Below are 20,067 nucleotides of genomic sequence, written 5' to 3'. Positions count from 1 at the left end.
CACGATCCACGCAGTCCCCACCACGCAAGAACGGAAAGACGATGATGGAAAGCAACCGGGGGCACTTGCTCCCCATCTACGTCCTCGCCGACGAGTCGGGGTCCATGACCGACCACATAGACGAGCTCAACGACGGCCTGCGCTCGCTGCACCAGGCCCTGCTCGGCGAACCGATGGCCGCCGCCAAGGTGCGCTTCTCGGTGCTGGGCTTCTCCGACGACGTGGTCGAGCGGGTCCACCTGGTCGACCTGCGCAGCGCCAACGAGTTCCCGCGGCTGCGCACCCGCGGCATGACCAGCTACCTCGCCGCCTTCGAGGACCTGATCACGCGCATCCCGAACGACGTGAACGCCCTCAAGCGCGAGGGCTACCAGGTGCACCGGCCCGCCGTGTTCTTCCTCAGCGACGGGCTGCCCAACCACGGCGAGGACTGGCTCGACGCGCACCGCCGCCTCACCGACCGCAGCACCACCCTCGGCGCGCCGAACATCATCGCCTGCGGCATCGTGGACGCCGACGCGCAGACCATCAGCCAGGTCGCCACCGAGCAGCAGTTCGGCTTCGTCGCCAACAAGGGCGTCGACGTCGGCGGGGCCATCGCGAAGTTCTGCACCGCCCTGACCAAGAGCGTGATCTCCTCGGGGCGTTCGCTGGGCTCGCCGCAGCCGCAGCTCGTGGTCGACAAGCCGGAAGGCTTCACCGTCGCGATCGATGTGATCTGACGTGCCCCTGTTCCACAACCGTCACTCCGAGGACGACCGGGGGGAGCAGCGGCGCGTGCCGCCTCCCCGCCCGGCCGCCCCACCGCTGGGAGCGCAGGAGCAGCACCAGCCGGAGCAGAACCAGCCTGAGCAGTACCAGCCGGACCCGTACCAGCAGGACCCGTACCAGCAGGACCCGTACGCACAGCGTCCGGCCGAGTCCTACACCGTCCCGCAGGCACCCGCCCAGCCCTACGTCTACGACTGGCAGCAGGACGCGCAGGCCTGGCCGCCGGGCGGCCCGACCGCCCGGACGGCCGAGCAGGCCCGCGAACCCGCCCCCCACAGGAGCGGGTTCGCCGAGGGGTGGGCGACGATCGCCGTGGACGGCGCCGTCCCCCACTACGAGACGAAGCCGCCCACCGGAGGCCTGTCCTACCGCCCCGACACCGTCTGCGACGGCTGGTCGACGGGCACGCTGGAGCTGCGGCTGGCCTCCGTGCGCGGTTACGCCCACCGGACCGAGGGCCGCCCCCGTGAGGACGACGCGGCGGCGGCCTGGGACGAGCTCACCGGCACGGTCGTGTTCGCCGTCGCGGACGGCGTCTCCGACGCGCGCCAGCCGCACATCGGCTCCCAGCTGGCCTGCCGCAGCGCGGTCGACGAGCTGCTCGCCCAGGTCCGGGCGAGCGGCGGCCGGGTCACCGACTGGCGCAAGCTGCTGAACACCGTGCACTGGCAGCTGCTGGAGCAGGCCCGCCGCCTGCTGCGGCGGCCGGACGCGGGCGTGGACGACACGGCCGACCTGCTGGCCACCACCCTGGTCGCCGGAGCGGCCACCCCCACCCAGGACGGTGTGCGGGTCGCCCTGGTGTCGGTGGGCGACTCCGGGGCGTGGGCGATCAAGCACCAGCGGGTCTACCCGCTCAGCGGCGGCAAGTCCTTCGGCGCGGACGGGCTGGTCTCCTCGGCCGTGCGGCCCATGCCGTACGTCCCGGCCGACGTCGCCCCCTTCGAGTACGGCCTCGCACCGGACAGTGTCCTGCTGATCGGCACGGACGGCTTCGGCGACCCCCTCGGCGACGGCCGGGGCGCGGTCGGCCGGCTGTTCGGCGAGGAACTGAGCCGCCCCGTATCGCCGTTGGCCTTCGCCCACCTGCTCGACTTCTACCGCGAGACCTTCGACGACGACCGCACGCTGGTCGCCCTGTGGCCGCGTGGCGGGGTGCCGGGAGGCCCGCGATGAACGACGTGAGGGTGCCCTGGATACTCGCCGAGAAGCTCGGCGACTATCCGGCGCACCGCCTGGGCGGCGGCGGCCAGGGCATCGTGTACGGGGTGCCGGACCCGCAGGGGAAGTTCCCCGGCGAGTACCTGGCCTACAAGGAGTACCTGCCGAACATCCCGTACCAGAGCGACGTGCTGTACGACATGGTCTGCTTCCGCCAGCTCCTCGCCCCGGCCGAGCGGGCCTTCCTGGACGACCGGCTGACCTGGCCGAGGGTGCTGGTGTACCGGGGCGACACCCCCAAGCACCCGCTGCCCTCCCGGAACCCGCAGACCCATGTGGCGGGCTTCCTGATGCAGCGCGTGACCCGGCCCTACGAGCTGCACAGCCCGCAGCTGGGCGACGTGCGGCAGCAGGCGCTGGAGTTCCTGCTCAACCACGATTCCTACGGCACCCGGATCGGCCTCGTCGTCGACGACGCGCGACGCCTGGAGGTGCTCCTGGACCTGGCCCGCACCGTCGACCGGCTGCACCGGCACGGGGTGGCGGTGGGCGACCTGTCACCGAAGAACGTCCTGTTCACACTGGACGGGCCGGCCCGCTGCCTGCTCATCGACTGCGACTCGATGCGCTACGCGGGCAAGGACGTGCTGAAGCAGGTGGACACCCCCGACTGGGAGGTGCCCGAGGCGGCGAAGGCCACCGCCGCCTCGGACTCCTGGAAGTTCGGGCTGCTGGCCGCGCGGGTGTTCAACCGCAGCCAGGACAGCGGGGACCTCGGCCCGCTCAGGGCCGTCTCCACCCAGCTCGCCAACCTCGCGGCGCGCGCCCGGAACCAGGACCCGCAGCGGCGCCCGACGCTCGCCGAGTGGATCCCCGTACTGGAGCTGGAACACGGCCGCGTCAAGCGCGCCGCACCGCCCCCCACCATCACTGCCACCCCGAACCCGACCCCGAACGCACCCCCGTGGCAGCCGACGGCCCAGACCCCGTCGGCCGGGTTCCGGATACCGTCCTCCCACCCGCGGCAGACCACCTCGACCGGCGGTGGCGGATGGTTCCGCTGGCTGCTGGCCGCCGTGCTGGTCGGAGTGGTCGGCGGCTACGCGGCCACCCACATGGACGACTCGAACGACTCTCCCGCCCCGTCGACCTCGGTGCCGCCCAGCGTCGGCACGTTCGTCGGCGAGAACTCGGGCGCCGACGCGACCTCCCCGGACCCCGCCGACGAGACCACCCCGCCCGCACACCGGGCCGTGGCCTCCGGGGCCACCGTCGACTACTCCCAGGTCGCCGGCGACCCGTCCGCCGAGGACGTGGCGGAGATGTTCGCCGAGTTCTTCGGCGCGATCAACGAGCACCGGTACGACACGGCGCTGCGGTACTACGACCCGGGCACCGCGGTGGTCGACCTCGGCTCCGAAGCCGGCCGGAGCGAATGGAAGGAGCAGATGTCCACCACCGTCGACGGCGACCTCGTCCTGCGAAACCTGAGCTCGATCGGCGACTACACCCTGGCCACCCTGAACTTCACCAGCCACCAGCAGGCCGGCTACGGCCCCGCCGGCAGCCCCGGCGACACCTGCGACCACTGGAGAGTGACGTACCAGCTGACCGAGTCCGACGGCTACCGGATCTACAAGGCGCCCAGGAACGGGGTGCGTTACACGACCTGCTGAGGACCCGCCCGCCGCCGCTCACCCGCCGAAGGCCAGCCGCTTCAACTGGTCGGCCGACCGCACCAGGAGGGCCTGACGTCCCGTCACGATCCAGCCCTGCGCGCGCCACTGCTCCAGTACGCGGCTCACCGTGCGCCGGGAGGTCAGCAGCAGGCCGGCCAGGTCGTCCTGGGAGAGGGCGAGGCCGATGCGGTGGCCGGAGCCGTCCGGATCCGGGTGGCCGCAGCGCTCGACCAGGTCGAGGAGCAGGACGGCGAGCCGGGCGGGCACCGGCTCGGTGATGCCGGCGCGCTGGAGGTCGGCCTCGCGCAGCCGCTGCGAGAGGGTCTGCTCCAGGGCCGCGGCGACCCCGGGGCGGGAGCGGGCGAGCACCTGGAACCGGGTGGCGGGCAGGTTCAGCAGCTCGGTCGCGGTGGCCGTGAGCAGCGAGGCCGAGCGGCGTCCGCGCTCCACCGCCGCCTGTTCGCCGAGGAGTTCGCCGGGGCCGCGCAGCGCGAGCAGGGCGCGGTAGCCGGCGTGCGACTGGGCGATCACCTTGACCCAGCCGTGCAGCAGGACCACCAGGTGGTCGGAGTCCTCCCCCTGGGTCAGGAACTGCTGGTCCGCGGGCAGCGACATCCGGGTCGCCGCCCGGAGCAGCGCGGCCCGGTCACCGGGGTCGAGGGCCTCCCAGAAGGGGGCGGGACGGATCGTCACGGCGCCAGTGTGGCCCCATCGCGTCATCCCGAAACCTGCCCGGACCGACGGATTCACCCTGACGGGCGGTCAGTCGTCCGTGGCCCAGGCCCGGAGGGCTTCCTCGTCGGCGAAGGCGGCCACGTTCTTGTCGTGCGGTTCGCTGCTGTACTGGTGGAAGCGCCACTTGGCCTTGATGCGGGGCTTGCCGGCGGTGACGTAGTCGGCGATCCAGAGGCCGTCCCCGGCGTTCGAGGTGGTGTCGACGTTCAGCCAGTAATCGCGGTTGCAGTACAGCACGACCCGGTTGTCGGGCCTCAACTCCTTGACCCTCCGGATGAACCGATCCTTCTCCGCGTTGCTCGCGTGGGTCCCGTCGCCGGTCGTCTCCCAGTCGACGACGAGGATGTCGCCCGCCTTCTCGGGGGCGTGCTTGACGAAGTACTCGGCCTGGGCGGTGAGATCGCCGGGCCACAGGAAGTGGTAGAAGCCGACGACCAGGCCGGCGTCCCGGGCGGTCTTCGTCTGTGCGGCGAGTCTGGGGTTGACGTACGAACGGCCTTCCGTCGCCTTGATGAAGACGAAGGAGAGGCCGTCGGTGTCGTACGACGAGGACTGGTAAGCGCTCACATCGATGCCGTGCAGCATGGGGGGACTCCCTTGTGCCAGTGGGGTGACAGGAGTTGACTCGTGTATGCCCCAGCCTGGCACGCGCGACTCATCGCCGCGCCGGGAACGTCGGCTTGCGCCGGTCAGTCCCGGGTCGTCACCGACCCCAGCACGGCCGCCGACTTCGCCGACCAGTCCGAGGTGATGATGCTCGCGTGGTCCGCGGCCAGCAGGGAGAGACGGGCGGCCACTTCCGCGTCCGTGGGACTGGTCGAGGAGATCGCCGGGGACACGTTGTAGGCGTCCGTCATGATCAGGATGTAGTGGTTCGCGGAGTAGAACGACGTGTCGTAGCCGCTGTTGACGTACGTCGCCGCGTCGCCGTCGAAGAACACGAACCACGGCCGGATCGAGGCGTCGTACCGGCTGGTGCGCGGATCGCCGCCCGCCGCGCCGAGCACCGCCGGGAAGGCCTGGGCCGCCGAGATGTTCCCGGCCGCGTACAGGTCGCGCAGGCGGTCGCCGTACTCCTCGTCCGTCCAGTAGACGTCGAGGGGGTTGGACTCCTCCACCGTGCCGGGGATCAGCTCGAACAGGAACTTGCCCTTCAGGGCGTCCCGTTCGGGCCACGCGTTCGCCTTGGCCGCCGCGTCCAGGGTGGAGTACGTGGAGCCCAGCAGGTCGGACGGCTTGTACACGCTGCTGCCCAGCTTCGAGGCGACCAGTGCGTCGAACTCGTCGGGCCCGAGCCCGGCGTCGTTGTTGAACCCGGCCTTCATCTCCACCTTGAGTACGATCGGGGCGTGGTCGGGGTGGAGCTGGTTCCAGGCCGCGATGTTGTCCAGGCAGCTGCCGAGGTCCTGGTTGCGCTGCTTGCCGTACAGCTCGCTCGGGGTGCTGGCGTACTCGCAGTTGTTGTCGTTGCCCAGCGGGTTGCCGTGACTGACCCGCCAGCGGTGGTTCACGCTGTCGGCGTAGACGTCCAGTTCCAGCAGCGACGCCCCCAAGTCCAACGCCTGTGCGAAGTAAGTGTACTTGGACTTCTCGTACGCGTTGTGCGTACCGATCGCCGTCGTGCCCGCCAACTTCCCCGACACCGCCCGGGCGTTGCCCGCCGCTGCCAACACCATCGCCGCCACCCCGAGCAGCGCCGCCACCCGCCTGACCGTACGCACGTCGAAAACCCCTTCGCTGTCGCCGAGTTGGCGGCAGCGAAGGGGTAAGCGGTTACTGGGCGGTAGCCCCTGGAGGAACAGGAGACACGGTAGACACGGAAGACACGGGAGAAACGGGCGTCAGCACTCGATGATGTTCACCGCGAGCCCGCCCCGGGCCGTCTCCTTGTACTTGACGGACATGTCGGCGCCGGTGTCCTTCATGGTCTTGATGACCTTGTCCAGGGACACCTTGTGGGAGCCGTCGCCGCGCATGGCCATACGGGCGGCCGTGACCGCCTTGACCGCGGCCATGCCGTTGCGCTCGATGCAGGGGATCTGGACGAGGCCGCCTACGGGATCGCAGGTGAGGCCGAGGTTGTGCTCCATGCCGATCTCGGCGGCGTTCTCGACCTGTTCCGGGCTGCCGCCCAGCACTTCCGCCAGCGCGCCCGCCGCCATGGAGCAGGCGGAGCCGACCTCGCCCTGGCAGCCGACCTCGGCGCCGGAGATGGAGGCGTTCTCCTTGAAGAGCATGCCGATGGCGCCCGCGGCCAGCAGGAAGCGGACCACGCCGTCCTCGTCGGCACCGGGGACGAAGTTGATGTAGTAGTGCAGGACGGCCGGGATGATGCCCGCGGCGCCGTTGGTGGGGGCCGTGACGACCCGGCCGCCGGCCGCGTTCTCCTCGTTCACCGCCATCGCGTAGAGCGTGATCCACTCCATCGCGCGGGCCAACGGGTCGCCCTCGGCGCGCAGCTGGCGGGCGGAGACGGCGGCCCTGCGGCGGACCCTCAGGCCGCCCGGCAGGATGCCCTCGCGGGACATGCCGCGCGCCACGCAGGCCTGCATGACCCGCCATATCTCCAGCAGGCCCGCCCGGATCTCCTCCTCGGAGCGCCAGGCCCGCTCGTTCTCCAGCATCAGCGCGGAGATCGACAGACCGGTCTCCTTGGTCAGGCGCAGCAGTTCGTCGCCGGTGCGGAAGGGGTACTTCAGGACCGTGTCGTCGAGCTTGATGCGGTCCGCGCCGACCGCCTCCTCGTCCACGACGAAACCGCCGCCGACCGAGTAGTACGTCTTCGACAGCACTTCGGCGCCCTCGGCGTCGTGCGCCCACAGGGTCATGCCGTTGGCGTGGTAGGGGAGGGCCTTGCGGCGGTGCAGTACCAGGTCGTCGTCGAAGGTGAACGCGATCTCGTGCTCGCCGAGGAGGTTCAGGCGCCCCGACTCCTTGATGGCCGCCACCCGCTCGTCGGCCGTCTCCACGTCGACCGTGCGCGGCGAGGCGCCCTCCAGGCCGAGCAGCACCGCCTTGGGCGTGCCGTGGCCGTGGCCGGTGGCGCCGAGCGAGCCGTACAGCTCGGCCCGTACCGACGCGACCGAGGGCAGCAGGCCCTCGTTGCGCAGCCGGCGGGCGAACATGCGCGCCGCGCGCATCGGGCCGACCGTGTGGGAGCTGGACGGGCCGATGCCGATCGAGAACAGGTCGAAGACCGAGATGGCCACGGGAACTCCTCAATGCGGGGGTGGTGGGGCACCTGTAGCGGGTGCCCCACCGGGGACTTACTTGTTCAGACCGGGATACAGCGGGTGCTTGTCGGCGAGGGCCTTCACCCGGGCCTTCAGTGCCTCGACGTCGTAGGACGGCTTCAGCGTCTCGGCGATCACGTCCGCGACCTCGGCGAAGTCCTCGGCCCGGAAGCCGCGGGTCGCCAGGGCCGGCGTGCCGATGCGCAGACCGGACGTCACCATCGGCGGACGCGGGTCGTTCGGGACGGCGTTGCGGTTGACCGTGATGCCGACCTCGTGGAGCCGGTCCTCGGCCTGCTGTCCGTCCAGTTCCGACTCGCGCAGGTCGACCAGGATCAGATGCACGTCCGTACCACCGGACAGCACGTTGACACCGGCCTCGCGGGCGTCGGCGGCCGTCAGCCGCTCGGCGAGGATCCGCGCACCCTCCACCGTACGACGCTGGCGCTCCTTGAACTCCTCCGAGGCGGCGACCTTGAAGGAGACCGCCTTGGCCGCGATCACGTGCTCCAGGGGGCCGCCCTGGAAGCCCGGGAAGACGGAGGAGTTCAGCTTCTTCGCGAAGTCCTTCCTGGCGAGGATGATGCCGCCACGGGGTCCGCCCAGCGTCTTGTGGGTGGTGGAGGTGACGACGTCCGCGTACGGGACCGGGTTCGGGTGCAGCCCGGCCGCGACCAGGCCCGCGAAGTGCGCCATGTCGACCCACAGGTGGGCCTCGACCTCGTCGGCGATCCGGCGGAACTCGGCGAAGTCCAGCTGCCGCGGGTACGCCGACCAGCCGGCGATGATCACCTTCGGCCGGTGCTCCTTGGCCAGCCGCTCGACCTCGGCCATGTCGACCAGACCGGAGTCGTCCACGTGGTAGGCGACCACGTTGAACTGCTTGCCGGAGAAGTTCAGCCGCATGCCGTGGGTCAGGTGACCGCCGTGCGCCAGGTCCAGGCCGAGGATCGTGTCGCCGGGCTGGGCCAGCGCGAACAGGGCGGCCTGGTTGGCGGAGGCGCCCGAGTGCGGCTGCACATTGGCGTACTCGGCGCCGAACAGCTCCTTCACCCGGTCGATGGCGATCTGCTCGGCGACGTCGACATGCTCGCAGCCGCCGTAGTAGCGGCGGCCCGGGTAGCCCTCGGCGTACTTGTTGGTGAGGACCGAGCCCTGCGCCTCCATGACCGCGACCGGGGCGAAGTTCTCCGAGGCGATCATCTCGAGGGTGGACTGCTGGCGGTGCAGCTCGGCGTCGAGCGCGGCGGCCACGTCCGGGTCGAGCTCGTGCAGGGGCGTGTTCAGAAGCGACTTCTGCTCAGACATGAAGGGGTACGACTCCTCAGCCGGCGGTGTGGGTGACGTACTCGTCGGCGGAGAGCAGGTCGGCCGGCTCCTCCGTGACGCGGACCTTGAACAGCCAGCCGCCCTCGAAGGGGGCGGAGTTCACCAGCGACGGGTCGTTGACCACGTCCTCGTTGATCTCGGTGACCTCACCGGTGACCGGCGAGTACAGGTCGGACACCGACTTGGTCGACTCCAGCTCGCCGCAGGTCTCACCCGCGGTGACCGTGGAGCCGGCCTCGGGGAGCTGGGCGTAGACGACATCGCCGAGCGCGTTGGCCGCGAACTCGGTGATGCCGACCGTCGAGACGCCGTCCTCGGCGGCCGACAGCCACTCGTGCTCCTTGCTGTAGCGCAGCTGCTGGGGGTTGCTCATGGCCTGAATTCTCCTGTACGCGGGGGAGTGCTGGTGAAAGAGGGACTGCTGGAAACGCGCGTGAACAGCGAAAATGTGCGCAGGGTCACGCCCGGGTGCCCGGGTACCCGCGCCCAGTGTCTACTTCTGGCGCTTGTAGAACGGCAGTGCCACGACTTCGTACGGTTCGTGGCTGCCCCGGATGTCCACGCCGACGCCCGGCGTGCCCGGCGCCGAGTGCGCCGCGTCGACGTAGGCCATGGCGACGGGCTTGCCCAGCGTGGGCGAGGGCGCACCGGAGGTGACCTCGCCGATCACCGCGCCGCCCGCCACCACCGCGTACCCGGCGCGCGGGACCCGGCGGCCCTCGGCGACCAGGCCGACCAGGACGCGCGGCGGGTTCTCCTGGGCGCGGGACGCGGCCTCGGCCAGCGCCTCGCGGCCCACGAAGTCGCCCTCCTTCTCGAACTTGACCACCCGGCCCAGCCCGGCGTCGAAGGGGGTGAGCGAGGTCGACAGCTCGTGCCCGTACAGCGGCATGCCGGCCTCCAGGCGCAACGTGTCCCGGCAGGACAGCCCGCAGGGCACCAGCCCGGCGCCCTCGCCCGCCTTGGTCAGCGCCTGCCACAGCTCGACGGCGTGCTCGGGCTTCACGAAGAGCTCGAAGCCGTCCTCGCCGGTGTAGCCGGTGCGCGCGATGAGCGCCGGGACGCCGGCGACGGTACCGGGCAGTCCGGCGTAGTACTTCAGGCCGTCGAGGTCGGCGTCGGTGAGGGACTTCAGGATCCCGGGCGACTCGGGGCCCTGGACGGCGATCAGCGCGTAGGCGTCCCGGTCGTCGCGGACCTCGGCGTCGAAGCCGGCCGACCGCTCCGTCAGCGCGTCCAGCACCACCTGGGCGTTGGAGGCGTTGGCCACGACCATGTACTCGGTCTCGGCCAGCCGGTAGACGATCAGGTCGTCCAGGATGCCGCCGTCGGCCCGGCAGATCATGGTGTAGCGGGCGCGGCCGGTCTTCACGCCGCCGATGTTGCCGACCAGCGCGTAGTCGAGCAGGGCGGCGGCCTGCGGGCCGGTCACGGTGATCTCGCCCATGTGGGAGAGGTCGAAGAGGCCGGCCCTGGTGCGCACGGCGAGGTGCTCGTCGCGCTCGGAGCCGTAGCGCAGGGGCATGTCCCAGCCGGCGAAGTCGGTCATCGTCGCACCGAGCGAGCGATGCAGGGCATCGAGCGCGGTGTGGCGGAGTGCGGTGCTGCTCATCGGTCGGTCGTCTCCCAGGGCATGACAGGCGAGGTCGTTCCTCCCCATCTGTCATCGGAACCTGAGAGGTTCGCCATGACCCCCCTAGGAGACGGGGACACGGCTTGCACCTTGGGTGGAGCCACTGTCACAGCGGCCCGCTTTTCAGATGTGCCTCGCCCGCGCGGTAACGGGGCCTGAGAGATTCAAGGGAGGGACTTGCTCCTTCGGCGCCCCAGCACGACGCTTCGGCGAAGCGCCGCTGGGAACTCTCCCGCGCGGATTCAAGCGGCCGGTATGCAGTTGGCGCGGACATCATTGCACGCCGCGTCCCCGCTCGACAGTGCGAGCCAGTTGTAACCGGGCTGTGGCAGTACGCGCACGGAAACGAGAGACAGGGTGGATTACCTTCTCTTTACATTCGGTGGGGAGAACCTTTCCTGACCCACAGGGAGGACGATCACGGTGAACAGGACCACGGCCTACGCGACGACCACGGGCGTCGCGGTGCCCCGGCAGCCCGCGGCCCCGGCCCGCGAGCGGTGCGACGAGCGCCCGGCCCCGGTCGTCCGCGACCTGCGCGAGCGCGCCGGACGCAGCCCGCACGGCCTCCTCTTCGGCCCCCGCGACCTGGTCGTGGTCACCGGTCTGCCGGGCAGCGGCAAGTCGACCCTGATGCACCGCGCCGTCGAGGGCGTCCGCATCGACTCCCAGGACGCCCGCGACCGCTGGCAGCGCCGCATGCCCCGCCACCTGCCCTACGCGGTGTACCGCCCCCTGGTCCGCCTCGCCCACTACGCCGGACTGCGCCGCGTCCTGCGCACCGGCGAGGGAGTCGTCGTGCACGACTGCGGCGCGCAGGCCTGGGTGCGCGACTGGCTGGCCCGCGAGGCCCGCCGCCGGGGCGGCACGCTGCACCTGCTGCTGCTCGACGTCCCGCCCGCCACGGCCCGGGAGGGCCAGCGCGAGCGCGGCCGGGGTGTTTCCCGGTACGCCTTCCTGCGCCACCGCAGGGCCGCCGCCCGGCTGCTGCGCGCGGTGGAGCGGGGCGAGCTGCCCCCGGGCTGCGGCTCGGCGGTGCTGCTCGACCGGGACGCGGCGGACGCGCTGCGCGGGATCGGTTTCGCGGGCTGAGCGGACCCCGAGGATGCGCGCACAGGTACCCGCTAGCCTTTCAGCCACAACAGTGGTTTCCAGCAGGCGGTAGGCAGATGGACTTCCCGGCGGACTTTCCCGCGGACTTCCCGGCACAGGCGCACCCCCATCCGCACGGCGGATGGCCCGGCAACGAGCTGGAGGAGGTGCTGTCGGCCTCCCTCGGCGTCCCCTCGGCCGGCGGCCGGATCATCGAGGTCCTGAGCCGCAGCTTCCTGTGGATCCCGCTGCCCAGCGGCGGCGGCCCGCACAGCGGCCCGCTGGACCTGCCCACGGTGGAGATCGACGGCCAGGCCTTCGTGCCGGTCTTCAGCTCCGAGGAGCAGTTCCGCCAGGTCGTCGGCTCGCACATGTCGTACACCATCGCCCCGGCCGTGGAGTTCGCCCGCGGCCTGCCCCCGCAGGTCGGCATCGCCGTCAACCCGGACGGCGTGGTCGGCATCCCCCTTCCGCCGGACGCCGTGGCCGAGCTCTGCCGCGCGGGCCGCACCCCCCTGGACGGCCCCGCGGGCGGTGGCCGCGTCCGCCTCTTCGAACCCGACTGGCAGGACGACCCGGTGGACTTCCTCGCCGCCGCGTCCGCCGAGTTCGCGGAGACCGGCGTGGTCCTCACCGCCCGCCGCTGCCTCGCCACCATCGAGACGGCCGACCCGGTCATGTTCATAGGCGTCGAACTCTCCCAGTGGGAGGGCGACATCCGGGCCCTCCCCCTGCAGGCCCTGGGCCAGGCCCTCGGCAAGGTCCCGGTCAAATGGCCGGTCAACCTGGTCCTGCTGGACGTGACGGAGGACCCGGTGGGCGACTGGATGAAGACCACCGTCCGGCCCTTCTACCAGTACGGCCACTGAACCCACCTGAAGCGCCAGCGAGCCCGGGGCTCCCAGGCGCTTAAGCTGATGCATATCCGGGGCAACTTCTCGAAGGGGCGGTAAACCAGGTGAGCGCGAGCGGCAGCGGCACCGCGACCGGACAGGTCGAGCACATGCTGCGCCAGGTGACGCCGGGGCGCTACGACGCCTACGAGGCACTGCTGCGCGCACTCGCGACCCCCACCTCCGGCCAGGTCTGGATGCTCCTGTGGCATGGTCAGTCCGGCTCCCCGGACGCCCAGTACGGGAACATGGAGGTCGACGGCTTCGGCTACGCCCCGTGCGTCACCTCCGCCCAGGAGCTCTCCGCCAGCGGCTGGAACAGGTCGTACGAGGTGGTGGACGGCCTCGACGTCGCCCGCACCCTCTACCCCGACCACTACGGCCTGTGGCTCAACCCGCACGCGCCGGGCGGCGGCGTCGGCATCCCCTGGCTCGACCTGCGCCGGATCGCCACCGGCCTGGACCGTCAGCCGGCCGGCCCGCTGCGGCTGTCCGAGCCCGGCATCGAGGTGCCGCAGTTCTATGCCCTGCTCACGCAGAACGCCCATCGCACGCCGGCCGTCCGCTCGCTGCGCCGCGCCTGGGTGCAGCCCGCGCTCGGAGCGCCGTACCTCGCCGTCGGCCTGGAGGTGTACGACACCTCGCCGCCCGCCGTGGACTCGGTGCGCGCGATGATGCAGCAGTCCATCGGGGCGGTCCCGGACGGGCTGCCGGTGTCGACCGTCGCGATGTCCGACGACTACGACCCGGTGGTGATGTGGATGCGGGCCAAGGCCCGCCCCTTCTACGACCGCGAGGCGCATGCCCCCGCGCTGCCGCCGGCCCCCGCCGCCGGGTACGGTTACCCGCCCGCGCCCGGCGGCTACTGACCGGACCGGCCGCCAAACCCGCCTTCGTCGTCTGCGCACAGGATTCACAGAATCCACGCTCTTCTGCGCGCGTAGATAGCCGCTGAAGGTGGTGAAATGGGCGGAATTACCGTTCTGTCCAACTCGCCCCCGTCCGGGGGTCGTTACCCACTGTTCGGATAACGGAATCCTCCGCACAGCATCACGGTTGCGCATACTTTCTCCGTCAGCTCTGGCGGGTGATCGCGACGACGCTGAAGACTCGCGACTCAGACACCAGGTCGAAACCTCGTGTCTGAGTGCAAGTCGACAAAGCCGCAAACCGCGGCAGGCGCAGGCCGGTCACCACCGGCGAGAGGGGTCGGGTCACAGTGACCGCACCGATCGAGACCACCGGAGCGGCAGCCGAGGCACAGCCGGAAGCTGTGCTGGAGGGTGCCGGTAAGGGGCAGATCGAGGGTCGTTCCCTTGGACAGATCGCCTGGACCCGGTTCAAGAAGGACAGAGTCGCCGTCGCCGGCGGCGTCATCGTCATTCTGCTGATCGTCGTCGCGATCCTCTCCCGTCCCATCCAGGCCCTCTTCGGCCTCGACCCCAACGCCTTCCACCAGGACCTCATCGACGCCAACACCTCGCTGCCCGCGGGCGGCATGGGCGGTATGAGCCTCGATCACCCGCTGGGCGTCGACCCGAAGTTCGGCCGGGACATCGCCACCCGCGTCCTGGAGGGCTCCTGGGTGTCGCTGGTGGTCGCCTTCGGCGCCACGATCCTGTCGAACGTGATCGGCGCGGTCCTGGGTGTCGTGGCGGGCTACTACGGCGGGCGGGTCGACTCGATCATCAGCCGCCTGATGGACACCTTCCTCGCCTTCCCCCTCCTGCTCTTCGCCATCGCCATCTCCGCCACCCTGCAGGGCGGCGCGTTCGGCCTCGAAGGGCTCCCGCTCCACCTGAGCGTGCTGATCTTCGTCATCGGCTTCTTCAACTGGCCCTACCTGGGCCGCATCGTCCGGGGCCAGACCCTCGCCCTGCGCGAGCGCGAGTTCGTGGACGCCTCCCGGGGGATGGGTGCCAAGGGCCCGTACATCCTGTTCCGGGAGCTGATGCCCAACCTGGTCGGCCCGATCATCGTCTACTCGACGCTGCTCATCCCGACCAACATCCTCTTCGAGGCGTCCCTGAGCTTCCTCGGCGTCGGCATCCAGCCCCCGCAGGCGTCCTGGGGCGGCATGCTGCGGGAAGCGGTCACCTACTACCAGGTCGACCCCCAGTACATGATCGTGCCTGGACTCGCCATCTTCGTGACCGTGCTGGCGTTCAACCTGCTCGGTGACGGTCTCCGCGATGCTCTCGACCCGCGCAGCCGCTGACGCCTGCCGCCGAGAGCCCGAAAAGTTTCCGACAATGGAGGGGAACCCGCCCATCATGCGAAGGTCAGCGCTGGCCGCGATTGCGGCCATCGGAAGTGCGAGTCTGCTGGTCGCAGGCTGCAGCAAGGCCGATGACAACAAGGACGACAACGGCACCAAATCGGCCGGCGCCAACGCCGCGACCAAGGACGTCGTCAACGCCTCCACGAAGAAGGGCGGGACGCTCACCTACGAGCTGTCCGATGTTCCGGACTCCTTCGACCCCGGCAACACGTACTACGCGTACATGTACAACTTCAGCCGGCTGTACGCCCGCCCGCTGATGACGTTCCAGCCCGCGGCCGGCGAGAAGGGCAACACCCTCGTCCCGGACCTCGCCGCGAGCAAGGGCGTCCCGAGCGACGGCGGCAAGACCTGGACGTACAAGCTGCGTTCGGGCCTGAAGTACCAGGACGGCACGGCGATCACGTCCAAGGACGTCAAGTACGCCGTCGAGCGCTCCAACTTCGCGCGTGACGTGCTCTCGCTCGGCCCGAACTACTTCCAGCAGTTCCTGGCCGGCGGCGACAAGTACAAGGGCCCCTACAAGGACAAGAGCGCCAAGGGCCTGTCGTCCATCGAGACCCCGGACGACACCACGATCGTCTTCCACCTGAAGCAGGCCTTCCAGGAGTTCGACTACCTGGTCGCGGCCCCGCAGACGGCCCCGGTGCCCCAGTCCAAGGACAAGGGCGTCGACTACGTCAAGAGCATCGTGTCCTCGGGCTCGTACAAGTTCCAGAGCTACCAGGACGGCAAGCAGGCCGTCCTCGTGCGCAACGAGAACTGGGACCCGAAGACCGACCCGCTGCGCAAGCAGTACCCGGAAAAGATCGTCGTCAACCTGAAGGTCAACCCGGAGACGATCGACAAGGACGTCCTGGCCGGCGACGCGATCGACCTCGGCGGTACGGGTGTCCAGGCCTCGACCCAGGCCCAGGTGCTCACCGACTCCGCCAAGAAGGCCAACACGGACAACACCTACGGTGGCCGTCTCGTCTACATGGCGATCAACACCAAGGTGAAGCCGTTCGACAAGGTCGAGTGCCGCAAGGCCGTGCAGTACGCCATCGACAAGGTCTCCGTGCAGACCGCCGAGGGCGGCCCGATCCGCGGTGAGATCGCGTCCACCGTCCTCCCGCCGGACATCCCCGGCTACGAGAAGTCGGACGTCTACGCGACCACCGGCAACAAGGGCGACGCGGCCAAGGCCAAGGAGCAGCTGAAGGCCTGCGGCAAGTCGTCGATCACGACGAACATCTCGGCCCGTTCCGACCGCCCGCAGGAGATCGACGCCGCCACGGCGATCATCAACTCGCTGAAGAAGGTCGGCATCAACGCCACCCTCAAGCAGTACCCGTCGGGCAAGTACTTCACCGACTACGCGGGTGTCCCGAAGTTCACCGAGAAGCAGAACCTCGGCCTGATCATGATGCAGTGGGGCGCCGACTGGCCGGCCGGCTTCGGCTTCCTGCAGCAGATCCTGAACGGCAAGGCGATCAGCCAGTCGGGTAACACCAACCTGTCGCAGTACGACAACAAGGCCGTCAACGACCTCCTGGCGAAGGCCATCGGCACTCAGGACACCACTGAGCGCAACAGCCTCTACACCGAGATCGACAAGAAGACGATGGACGACGCCGTCCTTGTCCCGCTGACCTACTTCAAGGTCCTGCTGGCCCGTCCGCAGAACGCCACCAACGTGGTCTCCACGGCGGCCTTCAGTGGTCAGTACGACTACCTCAACATCGGCACCACGAAGTAGCAGCCCCGGAAGGCAGGTGAAGGCATTGGTGCCCGCGGGCTTCGCGGCCCGCGGGCACCAGCGCCGATCCCCGTGATCTCGTACATCCTCCGTCGGACGTTCGCGGCAGTGATCCTGCTGCTGGTCGTCTCCGCGGTCACCTTCGCCATCTTCTTCCTGCTGCCACGGCTGGCCGGCCAGACAGCGGACCAGTTGGCGCAGCAGTACATCGGCAAGAGCCCGTCGAAGGCCGACATCGCCGCGGTCAAGCACAACCTCGGTCTGGACCAGCCCGTCTACGTCCAGTACTGGCACTTCATCAAGGGGATCGTGGCCGGCGCCACCTATGACCTCGGCCCCACCACGGTGCACTGCGACGCACCCTGCTTCGGCTACTCCTTCAAGACCCACCAGGCGGTCTGGCCGCAGCTCACCTCCCGTCTCCCGGTGACCCTGTCGCTGGCCGCGGGCGCCGCCGTGCTGTGGCTGGTCTCGGGTGTGGTGGTCGGTGTCATCTCCGCGCTCAAGCCGCGCTCGGTCTTCGACCGCACCTTCATGGGCGTCGCGCTCGCCGGTGTCTCGCTGCCCATGTTCTTCACGGGCAACCTGGCGCTCCTGCTCTTCACCTACCAGTGGCCGATCTTCGGCCGCACCTACGTCCCGCTCGCCGAGAACCCGGCACAGTGGGCCAACACGCTCTTCCCCGCCTGGTGTTCACTGGCGCTGCTGTACTCCGCCATCTACGCGCGGCTCACCCGCTCGGGCATGCTGGAGACGATGAACGAGGACTTCATCCGCACGGCCCGCGCCAAGGGTCTGCGTGAGCGCAACGTGGTGGTCCGGCACGGACTGCGCGCCGCACTCACCCCGATCATCACGGTCTTCGGCATGGACCTCGGCCTGCTGCTCGGCGGTGCCGTGATCACCGAGACCGTGTTCTCGCTGCACGGCGTCGGCGAGTACGCGGTGGACGGCATCACCGACAACGACCTGCCCCCCATCCTCGGCGTGACCCTGCTCGCCGCCTTCTTCGTCGTGATCGCAAATCTTCTGGTGGACCTGGTGTATGCCGCCGCCGACCCGCGAGTGAGGCTCTCGTGACCGAACTCTCCAAGACCGGCGCCGCGGTGGGGGAGCCCACCTCTCCCGGCAAGGCCCCCGACGCCTTCCTCGAGGTCCGCGACCTCAAGGTGCACTTCCCCACCGACGACGGCCTGGTCAAGTCCGTCGACGGGCTCAACTTCAAGCTGGAGAAGGGCAAGACCCTCTCCATCGTCGGCGAGTCCGGCTCCGGCAAGTCGGTGACCTCGCTGGCCATCATGGGTCTGCACCGGCTGGGCGCGCGCGGCAAGAACGTGCAGATGTCCGGCGAGATCTGGCTGGACGGCAAGGAACTGGTGTCCGCCGCCCCGGACGAGGTGCGCAAGCTGCGCGGCCGCGAGATGGCGATGATCTTCCAGGACCCGCTGTCCGCGATGCACCCGTACTACAAGATCGGCGACCAGATCGTCGAGGCGTACCGGGTCCACCACGACGTCAGCAAGAAGGTGGCCCGCACGCGCGCCATCGAGATGCTCGACCGGGTCGGCATCCCCGAGCCCGCCAAGCGCGTCGACGGCTACCCGCACGAGTTCTCCGGCGGTATGCGCCAGCGCGCCATGATCGCCATGGCCCTGGTCAACAACCCCGAGCTGCTCATCGCGGACGAGCCGACCACCGCACTCGACGTGACCGTCCAGGCGCAGATCCTCGACCTGATCCGGGACCTGCAGAAGGAGTTCGGCTCCGCGGTCATCCTGATCACCCACGACCTCGGCGTGGTCGCCGAGATCGCCGACGACGTGCTGGTCATGTACGGCGGCCGGTGCGTGGAGCGCGGTCCGGTCGACGAGATCTTCGAGAAGCCGCAGCACCCCTACACCTGGGGCCTGCTCGGCTCGATGCCCCGCATCGACCGCGAGACCTCCGACCGGCTCATCCCGGTCAAGGGCCAGCCGCCGAGCCTCATCAACGTCCCGTCGGGCTGCGCCTTCCACCCGCGCTGCCCGTACGCGGACATCCCCAAGGGGAACGTCACCCGCACGGTGCGCCCCGAGCTGGAGCTGGTGAGCAGCGGGCACTGGACCGCCTGCCACCTCTCGGCGGAGGACCGTACGCGGATCTGGACCGAAGAGATTGCGCCGAAGCTGTGAGTGAGACGAAGAAGACCGGGGCGGCCAAGGGCTCCGCGAGCGGCTCCGCCGACGGCGAGGTGCTGCTCAAGGTCGAGGGCCTGACCAAGCACTTCCCCATCAAGAAGGGGATCCTGCAGCGGCAGGTCGCCGCGGTGAAGGCCGTCGACGGCATCGACTTCGAGGTGCGCAAGGGCGAGACCCTGGGCGTCGTCGGCGAGTCGGGCTGCGGCAAGTCGACCATGGGTCGGGTCATCACCCGTCTGCAGGACCCGACGGGCGGCTCGATCCACTTCGAGGGGCAGGACATCACGCGGCTGAAGACCGCGCAGATGCGCCCGCTGCGCCGCGACATCCAGATGATCTTCCAGGACCCGTACGGCTCCCTGAACCCCCGGCACACCATCGGCTCGATCGTCTCGGCGCCCTTCCGGCTGCAGGGCGTGGAGCCCGAGGGCGGGGTGAAGAAGGAGGTCCAGCGGCTCCTGGAGCTGGTGGGTCTGAGCCCCGAGCACTACAACCGCTACCCGCACGAGTTCTCCGGCGGTCAGCGCCAGCGCATCGGCATCGCCCGCGCGCTCGCCCTGAAGCCGAAGCTGGTCGTCGCCGACGAGCCGGTGTCCGCGCTGGACGTGTCGATCCAGGCGCAGGTCGTGAACCTGATGGACGACCTCCAGCAGGAGCTCGGCCTCACCTACGTGATCATCGCGCACGACCTGTCCGTCGTCCGGCACGTCTCGGACCGCATCGCGGTGATGTACCTCGGCAAGATCGTCGAGCTCGCCGACCGCAGCTCGCTGTACGAGTCGCCGATGCACCCGTACACCAAGGCGCTGATGTCGGCCGTGCCGGTGCCGGACCCCAAGCGCCGGGGCACCAAGAGCGAGCGCATCCTGCTCCGCGGTGACGTCCCGTCGCCCATCGCCCCGCCCTCCGGCTGCCGCTTCCACACCCGTTGCTGGAAGGCGACGCAGATCTGCAAGACGACCGAGCCGCAGCTCCTCGAACTGCGCCCCGGCCAGCGCGTGGCCTGCCACCACCCGGAGAACTTCGCCGACCAGGCGCCCCAGGACACGGTGCTGCTGACCGCCGCGAAGCAGGCTTCCGAGCTGGTCCCGGACGCGGTCCTGGAGGAGTCGGCGCAGACGTCGGCCGCGGTGGAATCCCCGAAGACGGCATCCGCGAAGGCGGAGCCCGCGAAGGTCGGGTCCGCGAAGGCGGAGCCCGTCAAGGCGGAGAAGACGGACGCCGAGAAGACGGACGCGGAGCCGGAGCCCCAGGAGTCAACCGACAAGTAGCGCATGACAACTGGGCAAAGTCATACGCAAGCCCGAGCGGGAGAGTGCAGAGTCGTCCGTGTCCGTCCATT

The 20,067-nt window shown here is 69.9% G+C and carries 18 protein-coding genes and 2 riboswitches; of the genes, 11 read left to right on the top strand and 7 right to left on the bottom strand.

Annotation, left to right across the window (positions count from 1 at the left end):
- Window positions 1-41 precede the first annotated feature (41 nt).
- Genes ACZ7L0_RS38715 through ACZ7L0_RS38705 form a run of 3 tightly spaced genes read left to right on the top strand, consistent with a single transcriptional unit; the run spans window position 42 to window position 3,608 of the window.
- Window positions 42-722 (top strand): vWA domain-containing protein, encoded by a 681-nt coding sequence (locus ACZ7L0_RS38715; protein WP_471247273.1) that lies wholly within the window; start codon window positions 42-44, stop codon window positions 720-722.
- A gap of 1 nt (window position 723) precedes the next feature.
- A complete protein-coding gene (locus tag ACZ7L0_RS38710) occupies window positions 724-1,947 on the top strand; it encodes a protein phosphatase 2C domain-containing protein (protein WP_471247272.1) in 1,224 nt (407 codons plus the stop codon).
- Window positions 1,944-3,608: a hypothetical protein gene (locus tag ACZ7L0_RS38705; RefSeq protein ID WP_471247271.1), complete on the top strand. Its 1,665-nt coding sequence runs from the start codon at window positions 1,944-1,946 to the stop codon at window positions 3,606-3,608. Before ACZ7L0_RS38710 ends, ACZ7L0_RS38705 begins: the two co-directional genes overlap by 4 nt.
- An 18-nt stretch (window positions 3,609-3,626) precedes the next feature.
- On the opposite strand, the gene ACZ7L0_RS38700 is transcribed toward ACZ7L0_RS38705, so the two are convergent.
- The 7 genes from ACZ7L0_RS38700 to gcvT form a co-directional block, all read right to left on the bottom strand.
- Window positions 3,627-4,304, bottom strand: a complete 678-nt coding sequence (locus ACZ7L0_RS38700; protein WP_471247270.1) for a Crp/Fnr family transcriptional regulator — start codon at window positions 4,302-4,304, stop codon at window positions 3,627-3,629.
- A gap of 69 nt (window positions 4,305-4,373) precedes the next feature.
- Complete coding sequence (locus ACZ7L0_RS38695) at window positions 4,374-4,931, bottom strand: glycoside hydrolase family 25 protein (RefSeq protein WP_471247269.1); 558 nt, start codon at window positions 4,929-4,931, stop codon at window positions 4,374-4,376.
- 104 nt (window positions 4,932-5,035) lie between these two features.
- Window positions 5,036-6,067, bottom strand: a complete 1,032-nt coding sequence (locus ACZ7L0_RS38690; protein WP_471247268.1) for a phosphatidylinositol-specific phospholipase C domain-containing protein — start codon at window positions 6,065-6,067, stop codon at window positions 5,036-5,038.
- A 120-nt stretch (window positions 6,068-6,187) separates the two neighbouring features.
- Complete coding sequence (locus ACZ7L0_RS38685) at window positions 6,188-7,555, bottom strand: L-serine ammonia-lyase (RefSeq protein ID WP_471247267.1); 1,368 nt, start codon at window positions 7,553-7,555, stop codon at window positions 6,188-6,190.
- A 57-nt stretch (window positions 7,556-7,612) separates the two neighbouring features.
- Window positions 7,613-8,887, bottom strand: coding sequence for a serine hydroxymethyltransferase (glyA, locus tag ACZ7L0_RS38680; RefSeq protein WP_471247266.1), 1,275 nt, complete (start codon window positions 8,885-8,887; stop codon window positions 7,613-7,615).
- Window positions 8,888-8,903: 16 nt separating this feature from the next.
- Window positions 8,904-9,281, bottom strand: a complete 378-nt coding sequence (gene gcvH / locus ACZ7L0_RS38675) for a glycine cleavage system protein GcvH (protein WP_471247265.1) — start codon at window positions 9,279-9,281, stop codon at window positions 8,904-8,906.
- Between the two features lie 120 nt (window positions 9,282-9,401).
- Complete coding sequence (gene gcvT / locus ACZ7L0_RS38670) at window positions 9,402-10,520, bottom strand: glycine cleavage system aminomethyltransferase GcvT (protein WP_471247264.1); 1,119 nt, start codon at window positions 10,518-10,520, stop codon at window positions 9,402-9,404.
- 38 nt (window positions 10,521-10,558) lie between these two features.
- A riboswitch (glycine riboswitch) is annotated at window positions 10,559-10,674 on the bottom strand.
- Window positions 10,675-10,786, bottom strand: a riboswitch (glycine riboswitch).
- A gap of 178 nt (window positions 10,787-10,964) precedes the next feature.
- Between gcvT and ACZ7L0_RS38665 the strand changes: the two genes are divergently transcribed.
- The 8 genes from ACZ7L0_RS38665 to ACZ7L0_RS38630 all read left to right on the top strand — a co-directional run bounded on the left by ACZ7L0_RS38665 (window position 10,965) and on the right by ACZ7L0_RS38630 (window position 19,996).
- A complete protein-coding gene (locus tag ACZ7L0_RS38665) occupies window positions 10,965-11,633 on the top strand; it encodes an AAA family ATPase (RefSeq protein WP_471247263.1) in 669 nt (222 codons plus the stop codon).
- A gap of 77 nt (window positions 11,634-11,710) precedes the next feature.
- The gene (locus tag ACZ7L0_RS38660) at window positions 11,711-12,502 is read left to right on the top strand and encodes an enhanced serine sensitivity protein SseB (RefSeq protein WP_471247262.1); all 792 of its coding nucleotides are present in this window, start codon (window positions 11,711-11,713) and stop codon (window positions 12,500-12,502) included.
- A 134-nt stretch (window positions 12,503-12,636) separates the two neighbouring features.
- The gene (locus ACZ7L0_RS38655; protein WP_471247298.1) at window positions 12,637-13,395 is read left to right on the top strand and encodes an enhanced serine sensitivity protein SseB C-terminal domain-containing protein; all 759 of its coding nucleotides are present in this window, start codon (window positions 12,637-12,639) and stop codon (window positions 13,393-13,395) included.
- Between the two features lie 350 nt (window positions 13,396-13,745).
- Complete coding sequence (locus ACZ7L0_RS38650; RefSeq protein WP_471247261.1) at window positions 13,746-14,744, top strand: ABC transporter permease; 999 nt, start codon at window positions 13,746-13,748, stop codon at window positions 14,742-14,744.
- Window positions 14,745-14,799: 55 nt separating this feature from the next.
- Window positions 14,800-16,548: an ABC transporter substrate-binding protein gene (locus tag ACZ7L0_RS38645; RefSeq protein WP_471247260.1), complete on the top strand. Its 1,749-nt coding sequence runs from the start codon at window positions 14,800-14,802 to the stop codon at window positions 16,546-16,548.
- Window positions 16,549-16,620: 72 nt separating this feature from the next.
- Entirely contained in the window at window positions 16,621-17,628 is a 1,008-nt protein-coding gene (locus ACZ7L0_RS38640; RefSeq protein WP_471247259.1) for an ABC transporter permease, read from the top strand.
- Window positions 17,625-18,719: an ABC transporter ATP-binding protein gene (locus tag ACZ7L0_RS38635; protein WP_471247258.1), complete on the top strand. Its 1,095-nt coding sequence runs from the start codon at window positions 17,625-17,627 to the stop codon at window positions 18,717-18,719. The genes ACZ7L0_RS38640 and ACZ7L0_RS38635 overlap by 4 nt, the downstream gene beginning before the upstream one ends.
- The gene (locus tag ACZ7L0_RS38630; protein WP_471247257.1) at window positions 18,716-19,996 is read left to right on the top strand and encodes an ABC transporter ATP-binding protein; all 1,281 of its coding nucleotides are present in this window, start codon (window positions 18,716-18,718) and stop codon (window positions 19,994-19,996) included. The genes ACZ7L0_RS38635 and ACZ7L0_RS38630 overlap by 4 nt, the downstream gene beginning before the upstream one ends.
- The last annotated feature ends 71 nt before the right edge of the window (window positions 19,997-20,067 follow it).

This window comes from Streptomyces sp. NPDC039424, from assembly GCF_055639495.1.
The sequence above is the reverse complement of the archived record's forward strand: the minus strand, read 5'-3'. Positions and strand labels throughout refer to the sequence as shown.

Excerpts from the sequence above, each read along its gene's own strand:
- ACZ7L0_RS38715 (WP_471247273.1), top strand. The coding sequence starts at position 42 with ATGATGGAAAGCAACCGGGGGCACTTGCTCCCCATCTACGTCCTCGCC.
- ACZ7L0_RS38705 (WP_471247271.1), top strand. The coding sequence starts at position 1,944 with ATGAACGACGTGAGGGTGCCCTGGATACTCGCCGAGAAGCTCGGCGAC.
- ACZ7L0_RS38695 (WP_471247269.1), bottom strand. The coding sequence starts at position 4,931 with ATGCTGCACGGCATCGATGTGAGCGCTTACCAGTCCTCGTCGTACGAC.
- glyA (WP_471247266.1), bottom strand. The coding sequence starts at position 8,887 with ATGTCTGAGCAGAAGTCGCTTCTGAACACGCCCCTGCACGAGCTCGAC.
- gcvH (WP_471247265.1), bottom strand. The coding sequence starts at position 9,281 with ATGAGCAACCCCCAGCAGCTGCGCTACAGCAAGGAGCACGAGTGGCTG.
- gcvT (WP_471247264.1), bottom strand. The coding sequence starts at position 10,520 with ATGAGCAGCACCGCACTCCGCCACACCGCGCTCGATGCCCTGCATCGC.
- ACZ7L0_RS38660 (WP_471247262.1), top strand. The coding sequence starts at position 11,711 with ATGGACTTCCCGGCGGACTTTCCCGCGGACTTCCCGGCACAGGCGCAC.
- ACZ7L0_RS38655 (WP_471247298.1), top strand. The coding sequence starts at position 12,637 with ATGCTGCGCCAGGTGACGCCGGGGCGCTACGACGCCTACGAGGCACTG.
- ACZ7L0_RS38645 (WP_471247260.1), top strand. The coding sequence starts at position 14,800 with ATGCGAAGGTCAGCGCTGGCCGCGATTGCGGCCATCGGAAGTGCGAGT.